The organism is Pseudoflavonifractor sp. An44 (assembly GCF_002161675.1).
Lineage (GTDB): Bacteria > Bacillota > Clostridia > Oscillospirales > Oscillospiraceae > Enterenecus > Enterenecus faecium.
The window spans coordinates 18,047-33,366 of record NZ_NFIH01000018.1; the positions used below are offsets into that span (position 1 = coordinate 18,047).

Annotated in this window: 13 protein-coding genes; 7 read left to right on the top strand and 6 right to left on the bottom strand. The window is 57.1% G+C overall.

What is annotated here, in order from left to right; all coding sequences use genetic code 11:
* Positions 1-11 precede the first annotated feature (11 nt).
* The 6 genes from B5F98_RS09130 (at position 12) to B5F98_RS09160 (ending at position 6,437) form a co-directional block, all read left to right on the top strand.
* Entirely contained in the window at positions 12-1,193 is a 1,182-nt protein-coding gene (locus B5F98_RS09130) for an acetylornithine transaminase (protein WP_087371655.1), read from the top strand.
* 25 nt (positions 1,194-1,218) lie between these two features.
* Complete coding sequence (gene argF, locus B5F98_RS09135; RefSeq protein WP_087371656.1) at positions 1,219-2,130, top strand: ornithine carbamoyltransferase; 912 nt, start codon at positions 1,219-1,221, stop codon at positions 2,128-2,130.
* A 33-nt stretch (positions 2,131-2,163) separates the two neighbouring features.
* Complete coding sequence (locus B5F98_RS09140) at positions 2,164-2,649, top strand: hypothetical protein (RefSeq protein WP_087371733.1); 486 nt, start codon at positions 2,164-2,166, stop codon at positions 2,647-2,649.
* 40 nt (positions 2,650-2,689) lie between these two features.
* Complete coding sequence (locus B5F98_RS09145; RefSeq protein WP_087371659.1) at positions 2,690-3,232, top strand: hypothetical protein; 543 nt, start codon at positions 2,690-2,692, stop codon at positions 3,230-3,232.
* On the top strand, positions 3,229-4,959 hold the full coding sequence (locus B5F98_RS09150; protein WP_087371662.1) for a hypothetical protein: 1,731 nt from the start codon (positions 3,229-3,231) through the stop codon (positions 4,957-4,959). The genes B5F98_RS09145 and B5F98_RS09150 overlap by 4 nt, the downstream gene beginning before the upstream one ends.
* Before the next feature lie 1,226 nt (positions 4,960-6,185).
* On the top strand, positions 6,186-6,437 hold the full coding sequence (locus tag B5F98_RS09160; RefSeq protein ID WP_087371668.1) for a DUF4368 domain-containing protein: 252 nt from the start codon (positions 6,186-6,188) through the stop codon (positions 6,435-6,437).
* Between the two features lie 96 nt (positions 6,438-6,533).
* Here the strand turns inward: B5F98_RS09160 and B5F98_RS09165 are convergent, their stop codons facing one another.
* The 6 genes from B5F98_RS09165 to B5F98_RS09190 all read right to left on the bottom strand — a co-directional run bounded on the left by B5F98_RS09165 (position 6,534) and on the right by B5F98_RS09190 (position 11,187).
* Positions 6,534-6,815, bottom strand: coding sequence for a hypothetical protein (locus B5F98_RS09165; protein WP_087371671.1), 282 nt, complete (start codon positions 6,813-6,815; stop codon positions 6,534-6,536).
* Between the two features lie 85 nt (positions 6,816-6,900).
* Positions 6,901-7,152, bottom strand: a complete 252-nt coding sequence (locus tag B5F98_RS09170; RefSeq protein WP_087231569.1) for an IreB family regulatory phosphoprotein — start codon at positions 7,150-7,152, stop codon at positions 6,901-6,903.
* 332 nt (positions 7,153-7,484) lie between these two features.
* Entirely contained in the window at positions 7,485-8,861 is a 1,377-nt protein-coding gene (locus B5F98_RS09175; RefSeq protein WP_087371674.1) for an SH3 domain-containing protein, read from the bottom strand.
* A 25-nt stretch (positions 8,862-8,886) separates the two neighbouring features.
* Positions 8,887-9,177, bottom strand: a complete 291-nt coding sequence (locus B5F98_RS09180) for a hypothetical protein (RefSeq protein ID WP_087231574.1) — start codon at positions 9,175-9,177, stop codon at positions 8,887-8,889.
* Positions 9,178-9,317: 140 nt separating this feature from the next.
* Positions 9,318-9,596, bottom strand: coding sequence for a DUF1294 domain-containing protein (locus B5F98_RS09185; RefSeq protein WP_087371677.1), 279 nt, complete (start codon positions 9,594-9,596; stop codon positions 9,318-9,320).
* On the bottom strand, positions 9,589-11,187 hold the full coding sequence (locus B5F98_RS09190; RefSeq protein WP_087371680.1) for an ATP-binding cassette domain-containing protein: 1,599 nt from the start codon (positions 11,185-11,187) through the stop codon (positions 9,589-9,591). Before B5F98_RS09190 ends, B5F98_RS09185 begins: the two co-directional genes overlap by 8 nt.
* A 379-nt stretch (positions 11,188-11,566) precedes the next feature.
* On the opposite strand from B5F98_RS09190, the gene rpoB reads away from it, so the two are divergent.
* Positions 11,567-15,319, top strand: coding sequence for a DNA-directed RNA polymerase subunit beta (gene rpoB / locus B5F98_RS09195; RefSeq protein ID WP_087371683.1), 3,753 nt, complete (start codon positions 11,567-11,569; stop codon positions 15,317-15,319).
* Position 15,320 lies beyond the last annotated feature (1 nt).

Genomic DNA, 15,320 nt, shown 5'->3' on the forward strand with positions numbered 1-15,320 from the left:
AGGAGAAACCCATGAACACTCAACAACTGATGGACTTGGACCATCAATACCTGGTACAGACCTATGGCCGCAACCCCATTGCCCTGGACCACGGGCTGGGGGCCACCATGTATGACTTGGAGGGGAAGGAGTACATCGACTTCGCCTCTGGCATCGGCGTGCTGTCTCTGGGCACCGCCCACCCCAAGTGGCTGGCGGCGGTGACCATGCAGGCGGCCAAGCTGGGCCACGCCTCCAATCTGTACTACACCCAGCCCTATGCCCAATTGGCGGAGAAGCTGTGCACCCGATCCGGCATGTCCGCTGCCTTCTTCGGCAACTCCGGCGCCGAGGGCAACGAGGGCATCATCAAGCTGGCCCGCAAGTATTCCTTTGACAAGTACGGCAAGGGGAGAGGCACCGTGATCACCCTCAACCGCTCCTTCCACGGCCGCACCATCACCACTCTGGCCGCCAACGGCCAGGAGGTATTCCACCAGTATTTCTTCCCCTTCACGGAAGGATTCCGCAGCGCCGACCCCACCATGGAGGCCATCCAGGAGGTGGCGGGCCACGACGTGTGCGCGGTGCTGCTGGAGCTGGTGCAGGGCGAGGGCGGCGTGCTGCCCATGGACAAAGAGTTTGTCCAGCAGCTGGCCCAGTTGTGTGAGAAGCGGGACTGGCTGCTGCTGGTGGACGAGGTGCAGACGGGCATTGGCCGCACCGGCACCCTCTTTGCCTTCCAGCAGTACGGCATTCAGCCCGATGCCTGCTCCTTTGCCAAGGGCATCGCCGGGGGCCTGCCCATGGGCGGCTTCCTGGTCAACGAGAAGTGCCGCAACATTCTGGGCCCCGGCACCCACGGCTCCACCTTTGGTGGCAACCCGGTGAGCGCCGCCGCTGGCTGCGCTGTGCTGGAGGTGCTGGACGACGCCACCATCGCTCAAGTCAAGGAGAAGGGCGCTTACATTCGCCAGTCCATTGAGGATATGCATCTGCCCTGCCTGGGTAAGACCCGGGGCCTAGGGCTGATGATTGGCATTGATGTGGCGGAAGGCTACAACAACAAGGAGCTGTGCGCCAAGCTCAACGTGGGGGGCTTGCTGACCCTCACCGCCGGAACCGGGCTGCGGTTCCTGCCCCCGCTGCTCATCACCCAGGAGGAGATGGACAAGGGCCTGAGTGTGTTCCACGACGTGCTGTCCAAGGTATAATATGGTTCCCAGGGAGGTTCGAAGAATGAAAAAGGATTTACTCAAGCTGTTGGATTTGAGCGGGGAGGACATCAAGGAGATTCTGGACACCGCCGACCAGATGAAGTACAGCCAGAAGCATGGCATTCCCCACGATGCGCTGCGGGGCAAGACCCTGGCCATGATCTTTGAGAAGAACTCCACCCGCACCCGTGTCTCCTTTGAGGTGGGCATGTACCAGCTGGGCGGCCACGCCCTGTTCCTCTCCGGTAAGGAGAGTCAGATTGGCCGAGGCGAGCCCATTGAGGACACTGCCCGGGTGCTGGCCCGCTACTGCGACGGCATCATGATTCGAACCTACTCCCAGGAGGAGGTGGAGGCCCTGGCCAAGTACGCCTCCATCCCCGTCATCAACGGCCTCACCGATTTTGCCCACCCCTGCCAGGTGCTGGCGGACCTGATGACCATCCGGGAGAAGATGACCCGGCTGGAGGGGCTGAAGATGGCCTTCATTGGGGACGGCAACAACATGGCAAACTCCCTCATTGTGGGCGGCCTCAAGTGCGGCATGGATGTGTCCGTGGCCTGCCCCCAGGGGTACGACCCGGACCCCCGGGTGCTGGACTTTGCCGCCACCGTGGAGGGGCCCAAGTTCCAGCTGTGCCGCAAGCCGGAGGACGCCGTGGTGGACGCCGATGTGGTGATCACCGACGTGTGGGCCTCCATGGGCCAGGAGGAGGAGCGGGCAGAGCGGGCAAAGGCCTTTGCCGGGTACTGCATTGACGACAAGCTTCTGTCTCTGGCCAAGCCCGGGTGCATGGTGCAGCACTGTCTGCCCGCCCACCGGGGGGAGGAGATCACCGCCGAGGTGTTCGAGGCCCACGCCGACGAGATCTTCGAGGAGGCGGAGAACCGGCTCCACGCCCAGAAGGCGGTTATGTACCTGCTGATGAAATAAAAAAATTTGTCCGATTGGCCTTTTCGTAAAAGTATGAAAACAATCCGACAGATTGCCACGGAATGCGGCGTGTCTGAACAGGCGGTGCGGGCATGGAGCAGGCGAAACAATGTTGCGAAAGATGCGAAAGGAAGTTTCGCAATCGATGAAAGCGTAAAAACCGCTATTTATCAGCATTATCGGGTAGTTGAGGGAAACGAAGTTTCGCAACCTGCGAAAGAAAGTTGCGAAACTTGCGAAACCTCCGAAACGGTCTTGATTGCCATGATTCAAAAGGAATTAGACCTGAAAAGTGAGCAGCTCGCCGTGAAGGACAAGCAGATTGAAGAACTGAATGCAAGGCTGGCAGAGAGCAATGCCGCCCTTGTCGCTGCACAACAGACCGCACAGGCGGCACAGGCGCTTCATGCGGGGACAATTCAGAAACAGCTTGTCGAAGGCAGTGCGGCCTGTGCAGATCAATCCGAACAGGAGCCGCAGGAAAAAAGAAAATGGTGGAGCAAGCTGTTCAAAGGTTAAACGGATAGGAAAATAGAAAATCCAATTTAGGAGGGGCTATATGAAACGATACATAAGCGTGTTCTTGGTTCTTCTCTTATGTTTTTCTTTTTCAGGCTGTGGAAATAAGAGTGAAGAACTGTTTTCCACCTGGATCGTCGGCAATGCGGAATTTTCCGTTCCCATTGACAGCATGCCCATGAACATGAGGGAGGAGGGTGTGGAATACTGCGGGTTTCAGGCCGGAGAGCTGTATGTTCTGGTGAGTGCCGTTCCTCTGAGGGGGCTGTTTTCCCTGTCAGATTTTGATAAGGAGGACGCGGACGCCTATCTGGAGGAGTTGAAGGCGCCGGATAAATACGGATACGCGCCGGTGACAGCGGAGCTGATCATCGCCGGGGAGCTTCCCTATTATCTGCTGGGCTATTCCTACGAGGATACGGGAAGCTGGGTTGTCTTTCATACCATCCTGGATGGTATGGCCTACGATTTCTGCGGTTGGCGGCCCGGAGACCGGATCGTGGAGGAGGATATAGAATTCTTGTGGGGAACGGCTTCGACCTTAGAATCGATTCCGTTGGAAATGGAGGAGACGGAAGAATGAAAAGAACAGGAAAGATGAGAAACAGGAAAAAGTGGATTTCTGCCTTTCTGTCAGTTGTTTTATTGTTGTCCACTCCTGGAATGCAGGCGGGAGCGACGGAGGCGTCCTCCGAGACAATAGAGGAACCGGGGCAGATAACTGGGGTGGAAGATGCGCAGGAAGTTCCGGCGGAGGAACCAGCGCCGGAAACGCCGGCAGAGGACCCGGTTTCGCCTTCTGCCGGAGCGCCTGCGGATCAGTTTGCCCCGCCGGAGCCGGACCCTAATCTTCCGGCCAACACTCCGGCAGAACTGCTTCCGGTGCGGTACCTAAATCCGGGGTCCGCCGATCTGGATGATATATGTTCAACGGTAACTTTGAGCGATGGCCAAAAAGTATCCTTGACAGACAATGCATACGGGTATTATTTGGGAAATGGTATGTATTTTTTCCTGAGTATCAATTCGAGCAACAACTATGGAGTCAAGTCCCCGGACAGTCCTTATGACGATGGCGAAGTAGACGAACTGATCGATATGGCGATGCAAACCGGAATCGTGACGCCAAGAATGCTGTGCGCAAATCCGGAGGAACTGGCGGTTTATCAAATGTATGTGGGAGAAGATACCGCAATCGTAGGCGCTAAGTACATTGCCAGTTGGTATCATGATGGAAGAGATAATGATGGAGCGTCTTTTAATCAGGAGCTGGGCACAGATGTAGGGCCTGGGAATGATGTTCTCTATGATGACGGCATGATCAAAAGAACTTCTTTCGTAGGAGAATACACAACGGACCGGGTTGGACTACAGGATATGCAGGTCTTTGGGTATGACGCGTCATGGGAGGTTGATTACGAGCAGTACAAATTTTTGTTCGGCGCAGAGCCGCCCTTGCCGCCGGGCTGGCGCTACGGCACCGAGGAAGAACTGAAAACTGCGTGGCTGGAAGCCAATAGCGTTATGTACCAGGTACAGGATCTGGGAATCCCCTCTGTAGAGCGTGAACTGTTGGAAAGTAGGCTTAGACTCATCAATTATAAACTGAAAAACAAGCCGGAAGACTGGTCCCAGGAAAAATGGGAGGCTTTTCAGGCCGCCAGGGAGAACGCGCAAAGAGTGAGCCAAAAGGAGAACGCCACGGCGGAGGAGTATTCCATCGCCAGGGAGGCGCTGGACAACGCGTACGCGGATGCTGTGTACGAGGGCTCCGAAGAACAGATAAGGAGCGGAAAAGCCGGGGTCACGGAAGAGCAGAAGGAGAATTACCGGAATATGGTAAGGGACTATCTTGATAAGCTGAGGAATCCAAGAAGCGACGAATTTAAAGCGGTGTCAGGTAAATTTGGCGTTTCCGGACGGAAGGTGGACGCGACTGCGACAGCGACCGAAACGGTGGGGGCGCTCTACAATGTGAGCCAGACGCGCCCGGCTACTCAGGAGAATGCCCAGGCGATCATTGATTTCAGCAGCAAGATGGTAGAACTGTTCGGAGAGGGCTGGTCCGCCCTTGTGGGGATATTTACGAAGCCGCTTCACCCCTTTGTGGGGGACAAGATCAACGCCGGTGCGGATTACGTTGTTGAGACAAATACTGCGGGAGTTGCTACGGTCCAGCAGGGGATACTCAATAAGCACACCACGTCAGCCCGGGTGGATCAGTGGCTGAACGAGAACCCGGGGGCGATTGATGGGGTCAATGATATTATGGTTCCAGAAGGTGTGCGGCAGCAAAACGGTGGAAGATAAAGAATTGGAATAAGATAGCGAAAAGGCGTTGAGAATGATGTGCTCAACGCCTTTTCTGCGTTTGTTTTCGGCTGTATCAGGGAAAAAATAACGGTTTACCCGTTTATATTATGAACGGGTAAACCGTTATAAGTAAAGTAGTTTGTATATGTTATTGACTTATTCGGTGCTTTGTGGTAAAAGAACAGCATTCCAAAATCTCTATTTGAGAAGTCAAAACAGGCTTGATACACCTGTATGATGTGCGGACTTGCCCCAGTAGCCTTTGCGAAATCGTGGGAAAGCACATCATTGACCGGGCATGAGTAATCCTTTTGAAAGTGCCTGTAAGGAAAATGTATCGTGAATGTAGCCGACATACTGACAAAGTGCCGGAGAGCTGGTTCCTCTAAAAAGAACCCGACAGATCTTCCACTGCTCGTAGAAAGGGAATAAAGGGAGCTGCACACATAAGCAGTAAAAAAGTGTTTGGGGAGCAATCCCAACAGTCACACATAAGACTATAAAAAGTGTATTTGCCGAATGCCGTGTCCCGATGGGCGGGCAGGAGGCGGCTCAGCTTCAACGAAAATCAAAATATGAGGGAGGCGGTTTTCTTGGGAAGAAGAAACAAGGAGTATTCCAAAACCCTGCACCAGCAGGCGTATGACTGCCTGACTGGTATGCAAGCCTTTGGCGAAAGCAAAAGGGAAGCAAAGGACACGGAAACGGATAGGGAGAAAATTTTTTCTTACCGAGGACGAAATGAATCGTATCAATGCGCTTGACAGGAATGAAAAGCACGATTGGTATTAAAATGGTGGAAAGCAGTTTTTTGTAAACTGAATAAATAAAGTAGTATGTCCAGCTTTCTGAAAAATATACAAAAATTTATTTAGGAAATATTGACAAACAGTTATTCTATCAAGTATAATAAAATACTCTCGCAGGAGAGGAATAACTGAATATCTTTCTTCACAGATTTTGGATAGACGGCTTTCAGCCGGACAACGCCTGCGGTATGCTAAGAGAAAATACCGCCGCTTCTGAAACTGCTTTGGACTGTCGGCAGTCGGAAAAGCGTAAAGGACAGTTTCGACTTTGAATTTCAAAGCCGGTTACATGAATGTGAAGCCACCACCGCAAGGGATAGGTCTATCCTTTTGCGGGAAGTCGGCACGCATTTGTGTGCCGGCTTTTTTGTTGCCCGAAAGCCGGTTACAACTGAATGACCGGCTGGATGGGATATGGATTTAAGGCTGCTGCTCCGAACACTTCGTGAAATGACCGACATAAATGAACTTACTCCAATGCTTGTAAACTCGTTGATTGAGCGTATTGAAGTTCACAACAACGATAAGTCAGGCGGTCACTGCTATGTGAAGGTGGATATTTACTTCACGGCGGCAGGGATGATAGACATTCCCACCGAACAGGAAATCCTTGCTATGATGAAGGAAATACGGGAAAACCCGCAGGACTTCCGCTTTGTAGCATAACAAAAGAATACGGTGCAACCCATTTTACTGAGTTACACCGTACCTACTACATAAATACTTCCTTATCTGGCCTTGGCATTAGGGAAAGCCTATTTTTTATTTGCGGTATAGGTAAATCCACTGATAGCCCAGATAGCTGAGCGAGCCCGACCGGATGGGCACTCGCAGGGGGTTAAACGCCCGGTAGGGCTCCCCCAGGCGGCAGACGTAGGTCACACCATCCACCTCAATCACCGGCTCCATGCCCGGCTCCAGCAGGGTGACCCCCTTGCCCTCCTGGGTGAAGTGGAGAATCAGCTGGTGAGAGAACTCTCCGGGGGTGGTGATGGGGTCGGTGGGCTCAATGTACATGTCGTGGTTGTAAGGCAGTAGTTTCATTGCAATACCTCCCGGCCATGGCACAACGAAAAAACCCGCAAAAAAGGTGTGGCCCTTTCTTGCGGGTTTGCGTACAGGGCTCAGCTCAAATGCCCAGATAGCTCTTCAACAGCGTCTGCAACAGCTCGTCCCGGTCCAGCTTGCGAATCAGAGCCCGGGCGTTGTTGTGGTTGGTGATGTAGGTGGGGTCTTCACTGAGGATGTAGCCCACCAGCTGGTTGATGGGATTGTAGCCCTTCTCCTGCAAGGAGGCGTAGACGGAACTGAGGATGGAGTGAATCTCGTCGTCCTTGTTCATATTGACGCTGAACTTGCGGGTATAATCAATATCATTCATTGGGAGCACCCCCGATAAAAATCTTCCAATCCGATTCATCGGATGAAAGTATTGTACCCCAAACGGGGCGAATTGTAAAGAGGGAGGAGGAAAAAACCCGTGGCAACCCAGGAAATGGATTGCCACGGGAAATAACTTGAAAACGCTTTTTGTGTAAAAAGCCTCGCAGAGTTCCGTCGCCCGCAGGTGACGGAATAAATTGAGATTTCGTATTTTCCCAGGACATGTGCATGGGAAAATACACTTCTCAGGCCGCAAACGTGCGAGCGCAAGCGAGTGCGATGCAGCGGACTGCAACTCTCTCACGAAAATGCTCGCATTTTCGTGAAGCGTCAGCCCATACGCTTGACTGCCACCACGTAGTTGCTGTAATAGCCGCCGAACAGAGTGTCGGTGCGCACGGTGTTGCTGGTGGTAGAGGCGTGGAGCACGGTGTTGTCGCCGATGTACATCAGCACGTGGGTGGTGGGCAGGGTGCCGCCAGAGTAATCGTACTTGGAGTCGAAGATGTACACCAAGTCGCCGGGCTGCATCTCGTCCACGGAGACGAACCGACCGCTGTTGTAGTACTGGCTGGAGGAAGTGCGGGCGATGGACACGCCCAGCTGGTTGAACACGTAGTAGAACAGGCCGGAGCAGTCAAAGCTGTTGGGGCCGGCGGCCCCGTACACGTAGGGCTTGCCCAGCTGCTGCTTGGCCAGGGCCACAGCCTGCTCCCCGATGGAGGAGGTGGAGCTGTTGCCGCCGTCGTTGTTGCCGCCATCCTTGATGGAGACGTACTCAGCGCTGACGTAGCCCACGCCGTTCTTGTAGGAGATCTTGTACCAGCCGTTGCTGCTGCCCAGGATGGTCACAGAGTTGCCCTTGTACAGCAGGCCCAGACGGGAGTAGCCGGTGCCAGCACCGGAGCGCACGTTCAGGGCGTCGGCGGTGATGGTGCCGATGGACTGGGTGTCGTTGCTGCCGGAATCGGAGCCGCCGGAATTGCCGGAGTTGCCGTCATTCCAGGTGATGTACTCAGCGCAGACAAAGGCGCTGCCGCTACCGTAGGAGATCTTGTACCAGCCATTGCCGCAGTCGGCCAAAATGGACACGGAGTTACCGTTGTACAGGTAGCCCACACGGGAGTAGCCGGTGCCAGCGCCGGAGCGCACGTTCAGGCAGGCGGTGTTGACGGTGCCGGTGCCAATGGGGCTGGAACTGCCGGAGTCGGAGCCGCCGGAGCTGCCGGACACCTTCACCCACTCAGCGGACACGTAGCCGGAGTAGCCGGCGCCGGTGATCTTATACCAGCCGTTGCCGCAGTCCTCCTGGATGATCAGAGTGGTGCCCTTGTACACCAGGCCCTTGCTGGCGTAGCCAGTGCCGGCGCCGGAGCGGACATGGAGGGCGTCGGCAGTGACGGTGCACTGACCCACCACAGCCTCGCTGCCGGTGAGGGTCACGTCCAGCCAGTCGGCGGACATGTAGCCCACCTGATCGCCGTACTCCACCTTGTACCAGCCGTCCAACTCCTCCAGGAGGGTGACGACGCTGTTGTGGGGGGCCAGGGTGAGAATGCTGGAGTTGGTGTTGGCCTGGCTGCGCAGGCGCAGGGCATCTGCCGTCACGGTACCGGTGCCAATGGAAGCCATGGCAATGCCGGTGGTCATGACCAATGCAAGGCCGGTGATGGCGGCGACCTTGATCAGTCCCTTCTTACTGTGCATGGGTTTCAGCCTCCTGTTGGTTTGGTTATTTTCCAGACAGAGCACGCATCAGCCAGATGGAGCCCATGTCGATGGCAGAGAACAGATCGGGGAGATCGGACTTCTTCACCACACGGTCCCGGCTCTTCAGGTCGGGGTCGGTGAGCTGAAGCTCCAGATGGACCTTGTCGGCAATCTCCAGATCGCCGGACTTGGTGGTGCTCATCACCTGGATCATAATGATATACTTATCCGCCATGGACCCGTAGTAGATCAGGTTGTCCTTGCGGCGCAGGGGATGTCCCTTGTACATGAGAGTGCTGGATTTATCAGCCATGATAGCCTCCTTAGAAGTATGCGAAAGATTCATTGTAACCAATTTGTAACTATTGTAACTCTTTGTTTCCCCTTTGTCAACCATAGATATTGTCGAAAAAGGCCCTCCTGCCACTTTTTTCAGGGCAGAAGGGCCTTTTATCAAGTTCGCATCAGAACCACGGCGAAAAGCACCGCATCCAGGATAACCAGCAGGGGGACTGTCACATAGAACTTGGGCTTTCGGATTTTGTGGTGAAACAGGTACATGCCTACAAGCCCCCCCACGGCCCCGCCCGCCAGGCAGGCAAAGAGGAGGGAGGCCTCGGGAATGCGGCGGCGGCCCAGCTTGGCCATGAGCTTGTCCCAGCCGAAGAGGAGCAGGGTGAAGGCGGAGAGTACCCCCAGCCACACCAGCACCAAGTAGACAGGCTTAGTCATGGTGGAGCTGAGACTCCAGGTAGTCCTCATAGCTCATGCGCTTGTCAATGAGCTTGCCATCGGGGGTGAAGTCGAAGATCCGGTTGGCCACGGTCTGCACCAGCTGGTGGTCGTGGGAGGACACCAGCACGTTGCACTTGACGGACTCCAGGCCGTTGTTCAAAGCGGCGATGGACTCCAGGTCCAGGTGGTTGGTGGGCTGGTCCAGCAGCAGCACGTTGGCTCCGGACAGCATCATGCGGGAGAGCATGCACCGCACCTTCTCGCCACCGGAGAGCACCTTCACGGGCTTGAAAATGTCGTCCCCGGAGAAGAGCATCCGGCCCAGGAAGCCCCGGAGGTAGCTCTCGTGCTGGTCCTCGGAGAACTGGCGCATCCAGTCCAGGATGTTCAGGTCACAGTCGTTGAAGAAGGGGGAGTTGTCCTTGGGGAAGTAGGAGAAGGTGGCAGTCTGGCCCCACTTCACGGTGCCCTCGTCGGGCTCCCACTCGCCGGTGAGAATCTTAAAGAGGGCGGTGTGGGCGTTCTCGTTGTCGCCCACGAAGGCGATCTTGTCCCCGTGGCCCACGATGAAGGACACCTTGTCCAGCACCTTCACGCCGTCCACGGTCTTGGACACATCGGTGACGAAGAGAATGTCCTTGCCCACTTCCCGGTCGGGGGAGAAGCCCACCCAGGGATAGCGGCGGGAGGAGGCGGGCAGCTCCTGCACGGTGAGCTTGTCCAGCAGCTTGCGCCGGGCAGTGGCCTGCTTGGACTTGGACTTGTTGGCGGAGAACCGGGAGATAAACTCCTGCAACTCCTTGATCTTGTCCTCGTTGCGCTTGTTCTGCTGCTTGATGAGGTTCTGCACCAGCTGGGAGGACTCGTACCAGAAGTCGTAGTTGCCCACGTACATCTTGATCTGGTTGTAGTCAATGTCCACGATGTGGGTGCACACGGTGTTGAGGAAGTGACGGTCGTGGCTGACCACGATGACGGTGCCGTCGTAATCCAGCAGGAAGTCGTTGAGCCACTCCACGGCGGCAATGTCCAGGTTGTTGGTGGGCTCGTCCAGCAGCAGGATGTCGGGGTTGCCGAACAGGGCCTGAGCCAGCAGCACCTTCACCTTGAGACGGGCGTCCAGGGTCTCCATGTTGTAGTCGTGCAGGTCCACCCCAATGCCCAGGCCCTGGAGAATGCGGCTGGCGTCGGACTCGGCCTCGTAGCCGCCCATCTCGGCGTACTCTGCCTGGAGGTCCGCGGCCCGCAGGCCGTCCTCGTCGGTGAAGTCCTCCTTCTCGTAGAGGGCGTTCATCTCCCGGCCAATCTCGTACAGGGTCTGGTTGCCCATGATGACGGTATCCAGCACGGTGTAGGCGTCATAGGCGTTCTGGTCCTGCTTGAGCACGGACATGCGCACCTTGGGCAGGATGGACACCGAGCCGCTGGTGGGCTCCAGCTGGCCGGAGAGGATTTTCAGAAAGGTGGATTTACCAGCGCCGTTGGCGCCGATGATGCCGTAGCAGTTGCCCCGGGTGAACTGCAGGTCCACGTGGGAGAACAGGGGGGCGCCCTGATAGCTCAGGGACAGATCAGAAACAGTAATCATGTGGGACTCCTTTATGGTAATTCAATGGTTTGTAGACACACTCCTCTACATCCTACCATATGTAACGGGAAAATGGTAGAGTGAATTTTAAGGGATTCCGGAGGGAATCGGGGAAAAGAGACAAAAAACAAGCGGGGATTTCTCCCCGCTTGTGGCTTTTGTTCATGTGTCAGCCCTTGACAGATGCGCAATCCTATGGTATCATTAATTGCTTTTAACATATGGTCAAAAGCCCGGAGAATACTCCCCCAGGCTAAGCACAGTATACCAGACCATACCAGGAAATGCAAGAGCGAATTTTCCAATTGTGACAACAACCCCGGGTGTGCGCGACTGCGCCCACCTGCAAAATTCTTACGAAGTGGAGCGTGATCAGCAAATGGCAAGAGCGGTCAAAGACGTCTATTACGGCAAGACCTTGCGCAAGAGCTTCGCCCGCAGCGAGGAGATTCTGGAGATGCCCTACCTGCTGGAGATCCAGAAGTCTTCCTACAAGTGGTTCTTTGAGACCGGGCTGCAGGAAGTGTTCAACGACGTGGAGGCCATCACCGACTATGCCGGGAACCTGGAGCTGAGCTTTATCGGCTTCTCCATGGACGACCCCCCCAAGTACACCATTGAAGAGTGCAAAGCCCAGGACGCCACCTATGCCGCCCCCATTAAGGTGCAGGTGCGTCTGCGCAACAAGGAGACGGGCGAGATCAAGGAGCAGGAAATCTTCATGGGCGATTTCCCCCTGATGACCGATGCTGGCACCTTCGTCATCAACGGCGCTGAGCGTGTTATCGTCTCCCAGATCGTGCGTTCTCCCGGCGTGTACTACGCCAAGAACGCCGACAAGGCCGACAACATCACCTACGCCTCCACCGTGATTCCCTATCGCGGCGCCTGGCTGGAGTATGAGACCGACCTGTCCGATGTGTTCTATGTGCGCATCGACAAAAACCGCAAGCTGCCCATTACGTGCCTCATCCGTGCTGTGGGTCCCAAGACCGACGCCGAGATTCTGGACATGTTCGGCGAGGACCCCCGTATTCTGGCCACTCTGGAGAAGGACTCCTGCAAGACCTATGAGGAGGCCCTGCTGGAGATCTACCGCAAGATGCGGCCCGGCGAGCCCCCCACGGTGGACTCCGCCGAGAGCCTGCTCAATGCGCTGTTCTTCGATCCCCGCCGCTACGACCTGTCTGCGGTGGGCCGCTATAAGTTCAACAAGAAGCTGACCATGTGGACCCGTCTGTCCGGCCAGAAGCTGGCCGCCCCCGTGGCCGACCCCTCCACCGGTGAGATCGTGGCCGAGGCTGGCGAGGTTCTGACCCGCGAGCGTGCTATGGAGCTGGACCGCCTGGGCGTCAACGAGGCCTTTGTGGAGGTGGAGGACCTGCACACCGGCACCCACATCGTCAAGGTGTTCTCCAACGGCATGGTCAACATGGCCGACTTCGTGGACTTCGACCCAGAGACCGTGGGCGTGTCCGAGAAGGTGCGCTTTGTGGTGCTCAAGGAGCTGCTGGCCAAGCGAGACGAAGAGGGCCTCTCTCAGGAGGACTTCGCCGACCTCATCCGGGAGCGCATGACCGACCTCATCCCCAACCACATCATTGTGGATGACATGATGGCCTCCATCAACTACCTCAACTGCCTGGCCTTCGGCGTGGGCACCCCCGACGACATCGACCACCTGGGCAACCGCCGTCTGCGCTGCGTGGGCGAGCTGCTGCAGAACCAGTTCCGCATCGGCTTCACCCGCATGGAGCGTGTGATTCGGGAGCGTATGACCATCCAGGACCTGGACATCGTCACGCCCCAGTCCCTCATCAACATCCGTCCCGTCACCGCCGCCATCAAGGAGTTCTTCGGTTCCAGCCCCCTGTCTCAGTTCATGGACCAGACCAACCCCCTGGCCGAGCTGACTCACAAGCGCCGTCTGTCCGCTCTGGGCCCCGGCGGTCTGAGCCGTGACCGCGCCTCCTTCGACGTGCGAGATGTTCACTACAGCCACTATGGCCGTCTGTGCCCCATCGAGACGCCCGAAGGTCCCAACATCGGCCTGATCTCCTACCTGGCCTCCTACGCCCGCATCAACCGCTACGGCTTCATCGAGGCCCCCTACCGCAAGGTGGAGCGTATCTATGACGAGAACGGCAAGTGCGTGGCCGCCCGGGTCACCGACCAGGTGGAATACATGACCGCCGACGTGGAGGACGAGTTCAACGTGGCCCAGGCCACCGAGCCCGTGAACGAGGATGGCACCTTCATCAACCGCCGTGTGGCCTGCCGTCACCGCAACGAGATCATCGAGGTGGACTTCAACCAGGTGGACTACGTGGACGTGTCCCCCAAGATGATGGTGTCCGTGGCTACCGCCATGATCCCCTTCCTGCAAAACGACGACGCTAACCGTGCTCTGATGGGCGCAAACATGCAGCGTCAGGCCGTGCCTCTGCTGACCACCCAGGCCCCCATCGTGGCCACCGGTCAGGAGTACAAGAACTGCCAGGACTCCGAGGTGGTTGTGCTGGCCGAGGGCGACGGCGTGGTCACCAAGGTGGACGCCACCGCCATCACTGTGCGCTACGACGCCGGTGAGACCAAGACCTACAAGCTCACCAAGTTCCTGCGCTCCAACCACGGCACCTGCATCAACCAGCGTCCCATCGTCTCCGTGGGCGATCGGGTGAAGGCCCGGGACACCCTGGCCGACGGCCCCTCCACCTGCGACGGCGAGATCGCCCTGGGTAAGAACATCCTCATGGGCTTTATGACCTGGGAAGGTTACAACTACGAGGACGCCATTCTGCTCAACGAGCGGATGGTGAAGGAGGACGTGTTCACCTCCATCCACATTGAGGAATATGAGACCGAGGCCCGTGACACCAAGCTGGGCCCCGAGGAGATCACCCGTGACATCACCAACGTGGGCGAGGACGCCCTGAAGGACCTGGACGAGCGCGGCATCATCCGCGTGGGTGCCGAGGTCCACGCTGGCGACTACCTGGTGGGTAAGGTCACCCCCAAGGGCGAGACCGAGATGACCGCCGAGGAGCGCCTGCTCCGGGCCATCTTCGGTGAGAAGGCCCACGAGACCCGCGACACCTCCCTGAAGGTGCCCCACGGCGAGTGCGGCATCATCGTGGATGTGAAGGTGTTCACCCGTGAGGAGGGCGCTGAGCTGGCTCCCGGCGTCAACCAGGTGGTCCGCGTCTACATCGCCCAGAAGCGTAAGATCAGCGTGGGCGATAAGATGGCCGGTCGTCACGGTAACAAGGGTGTTGTGTCCCGCATCCTGCCCCAGGAGGATATGCCCTTCCTGCCCGACGGCACCCCCCTGGACATCGTGCTGAACCCCCTGGGCGTGCCTTCCCGAATGAACATCGGTCAGGTGCTGGAGGTCCACCTGGGCTACGCAGCCAAGGCTCTGGGTTGGAAGGTGGCCACCCCCATCTTCAACGGCGCCGACGAGAAGGACATTGCCGATACCCTGGAGCTGGCTGGCCTGCGCCGGGACGGCAAGAGCTACCTGTACGACGGTCGTACCGGCGAGCGGTTTGACAACCCCGTCACCGTGGGCTACGTGTACTTCCTCAAGCTCCACCACCTGGTGGACGATAAGATCCACGCCCGTTCCACCGGCCCCTACTCTCTGGTCACCCAGCAGCCCTTGGGCGGCAAGGCCCAGTTCGGCGGCCAGCGCTTCGGCGAGATGGAGGTGTGGGCTCTGGAGGCTTACGGCGCTGCCTACACCCTGCAGGAGATCCTCACCGTCAAGTCCGACGACGTCACCGGACGTGTGCGCACCTACGAGTCCATTGTCAAGGGCTTCAACGTGCCCAAGCCCGGCGTGCCCGAGTCCTTCAAGGTTCTGGTCAAGGAGCTCCAGGCCCTGTGTCTGGACATCCAGGTCCTGGACGAGCACGGCAACCAGATCGAGCTCAAGGACGAGGACGAGGATACCTATCAGCCCGGCCGCTTCAAGGAGGATTACGACCGCTACCAGGATTATGGCAGCGAGAGTGACTTCGCCCAGGCTGGCTTTACCATGAAGGAGACCAGCGACGACGACGATCTGTCCGTGGCCATCAATGAGAATGATACCGCCGACCAGGATGACTCCTACGGCGATGAAGACTAAG

Bases quoted from the DNA above. Each gene is read 5' to 3' on its own strand.
- B5F98_RS09130 (WP_087371655.1), top strand. From the start codon at position 12: ATGAACACTCAACAACTGATGGACTTGGACCATCAATACCTGGTACAG.
- argF (WP_087371656.1), top strand. From the start codon at position 1,219: ATGAAAAAGGATTTACTCAAGCTGTTGGATTTGAGCGGGGAGGACATC.
- B5F98_RS09140 (WP_087371733.1), top strand. From the start codon at position 2,164: ATGAAAACAATCCGACAGATTGCCACGGAATGCGGCGTGTCTGAACAG.
- B5F98_RS09145 (WP_087371659.1), top strand. From the start codon at position 2,690: ATGAAACGATACATAAGCGTGTTCTTGGTTCTTCTCTTATGTTTTTCT.
- B5F98_RS09150 (WP_087371662.1), top strand. From the start codon at position 3,229: ATGAAAAGAACAGGAAAGATGAGAAACAGGAAAAAGTGGATTTCTGCC.
- B5F98_RS09160 (WP_087371668.1), top strand. From the start codon at position 6,186: ATGGATTTAAGGCTGCTGCTCCGAACACTTCGTGAAATGACCGACATA.
- B5F98_RS09165 (WP_087371671.1), bottom strand. From the start codon at position 6,815: ATGAAACTACTGCCTTACAACCACGACATGTACATTGAGCCCACCGAC.
- B5F98_RS09170 (WP_087231569.1), bottom strand. From the start codon at position 7,152: ATGAATGATATTGATTATACCCGCAAGTTCAGCGTCAATATGAACAAG.
- B5F98_RS09175 (WP_087371674.1), bottom strand. From the start codon at position 8,861: ATGCACAGTAAGAAGGGACTGATCAAGGTCGCCGCCATCACCGGCCTT.
- B5F98_RS09180 (WP_087231574.1), bottom strand. From the start codon at position 9,177: ATGGCTGATAAATCCAGCACTCTCATGTACAAGGGACATCCCCTGCGC.
- B5F98_RS09185 (WP_087371677.1), bottom strand. From the start codon at position 9,596: ATGACTAAGCCTGTCTACTTGGTGCTGGTGTGGCTGGGGGTACTCTCC.
- B5F98_RS09190 (WP_087371680.1), bottom strand. From the start codon at position 11,187: ATGATTACTGTTTCTGATCTGTCCCTGAGCTATCAGGGCGCCCCCCTG.
- rpoB (WP_087371683.1), top strand. From the start codon at position 11,567: ATGGCAAGAGCGGTCAAAGACGTCTATTACGGCAAGACCTTGCGCAAG.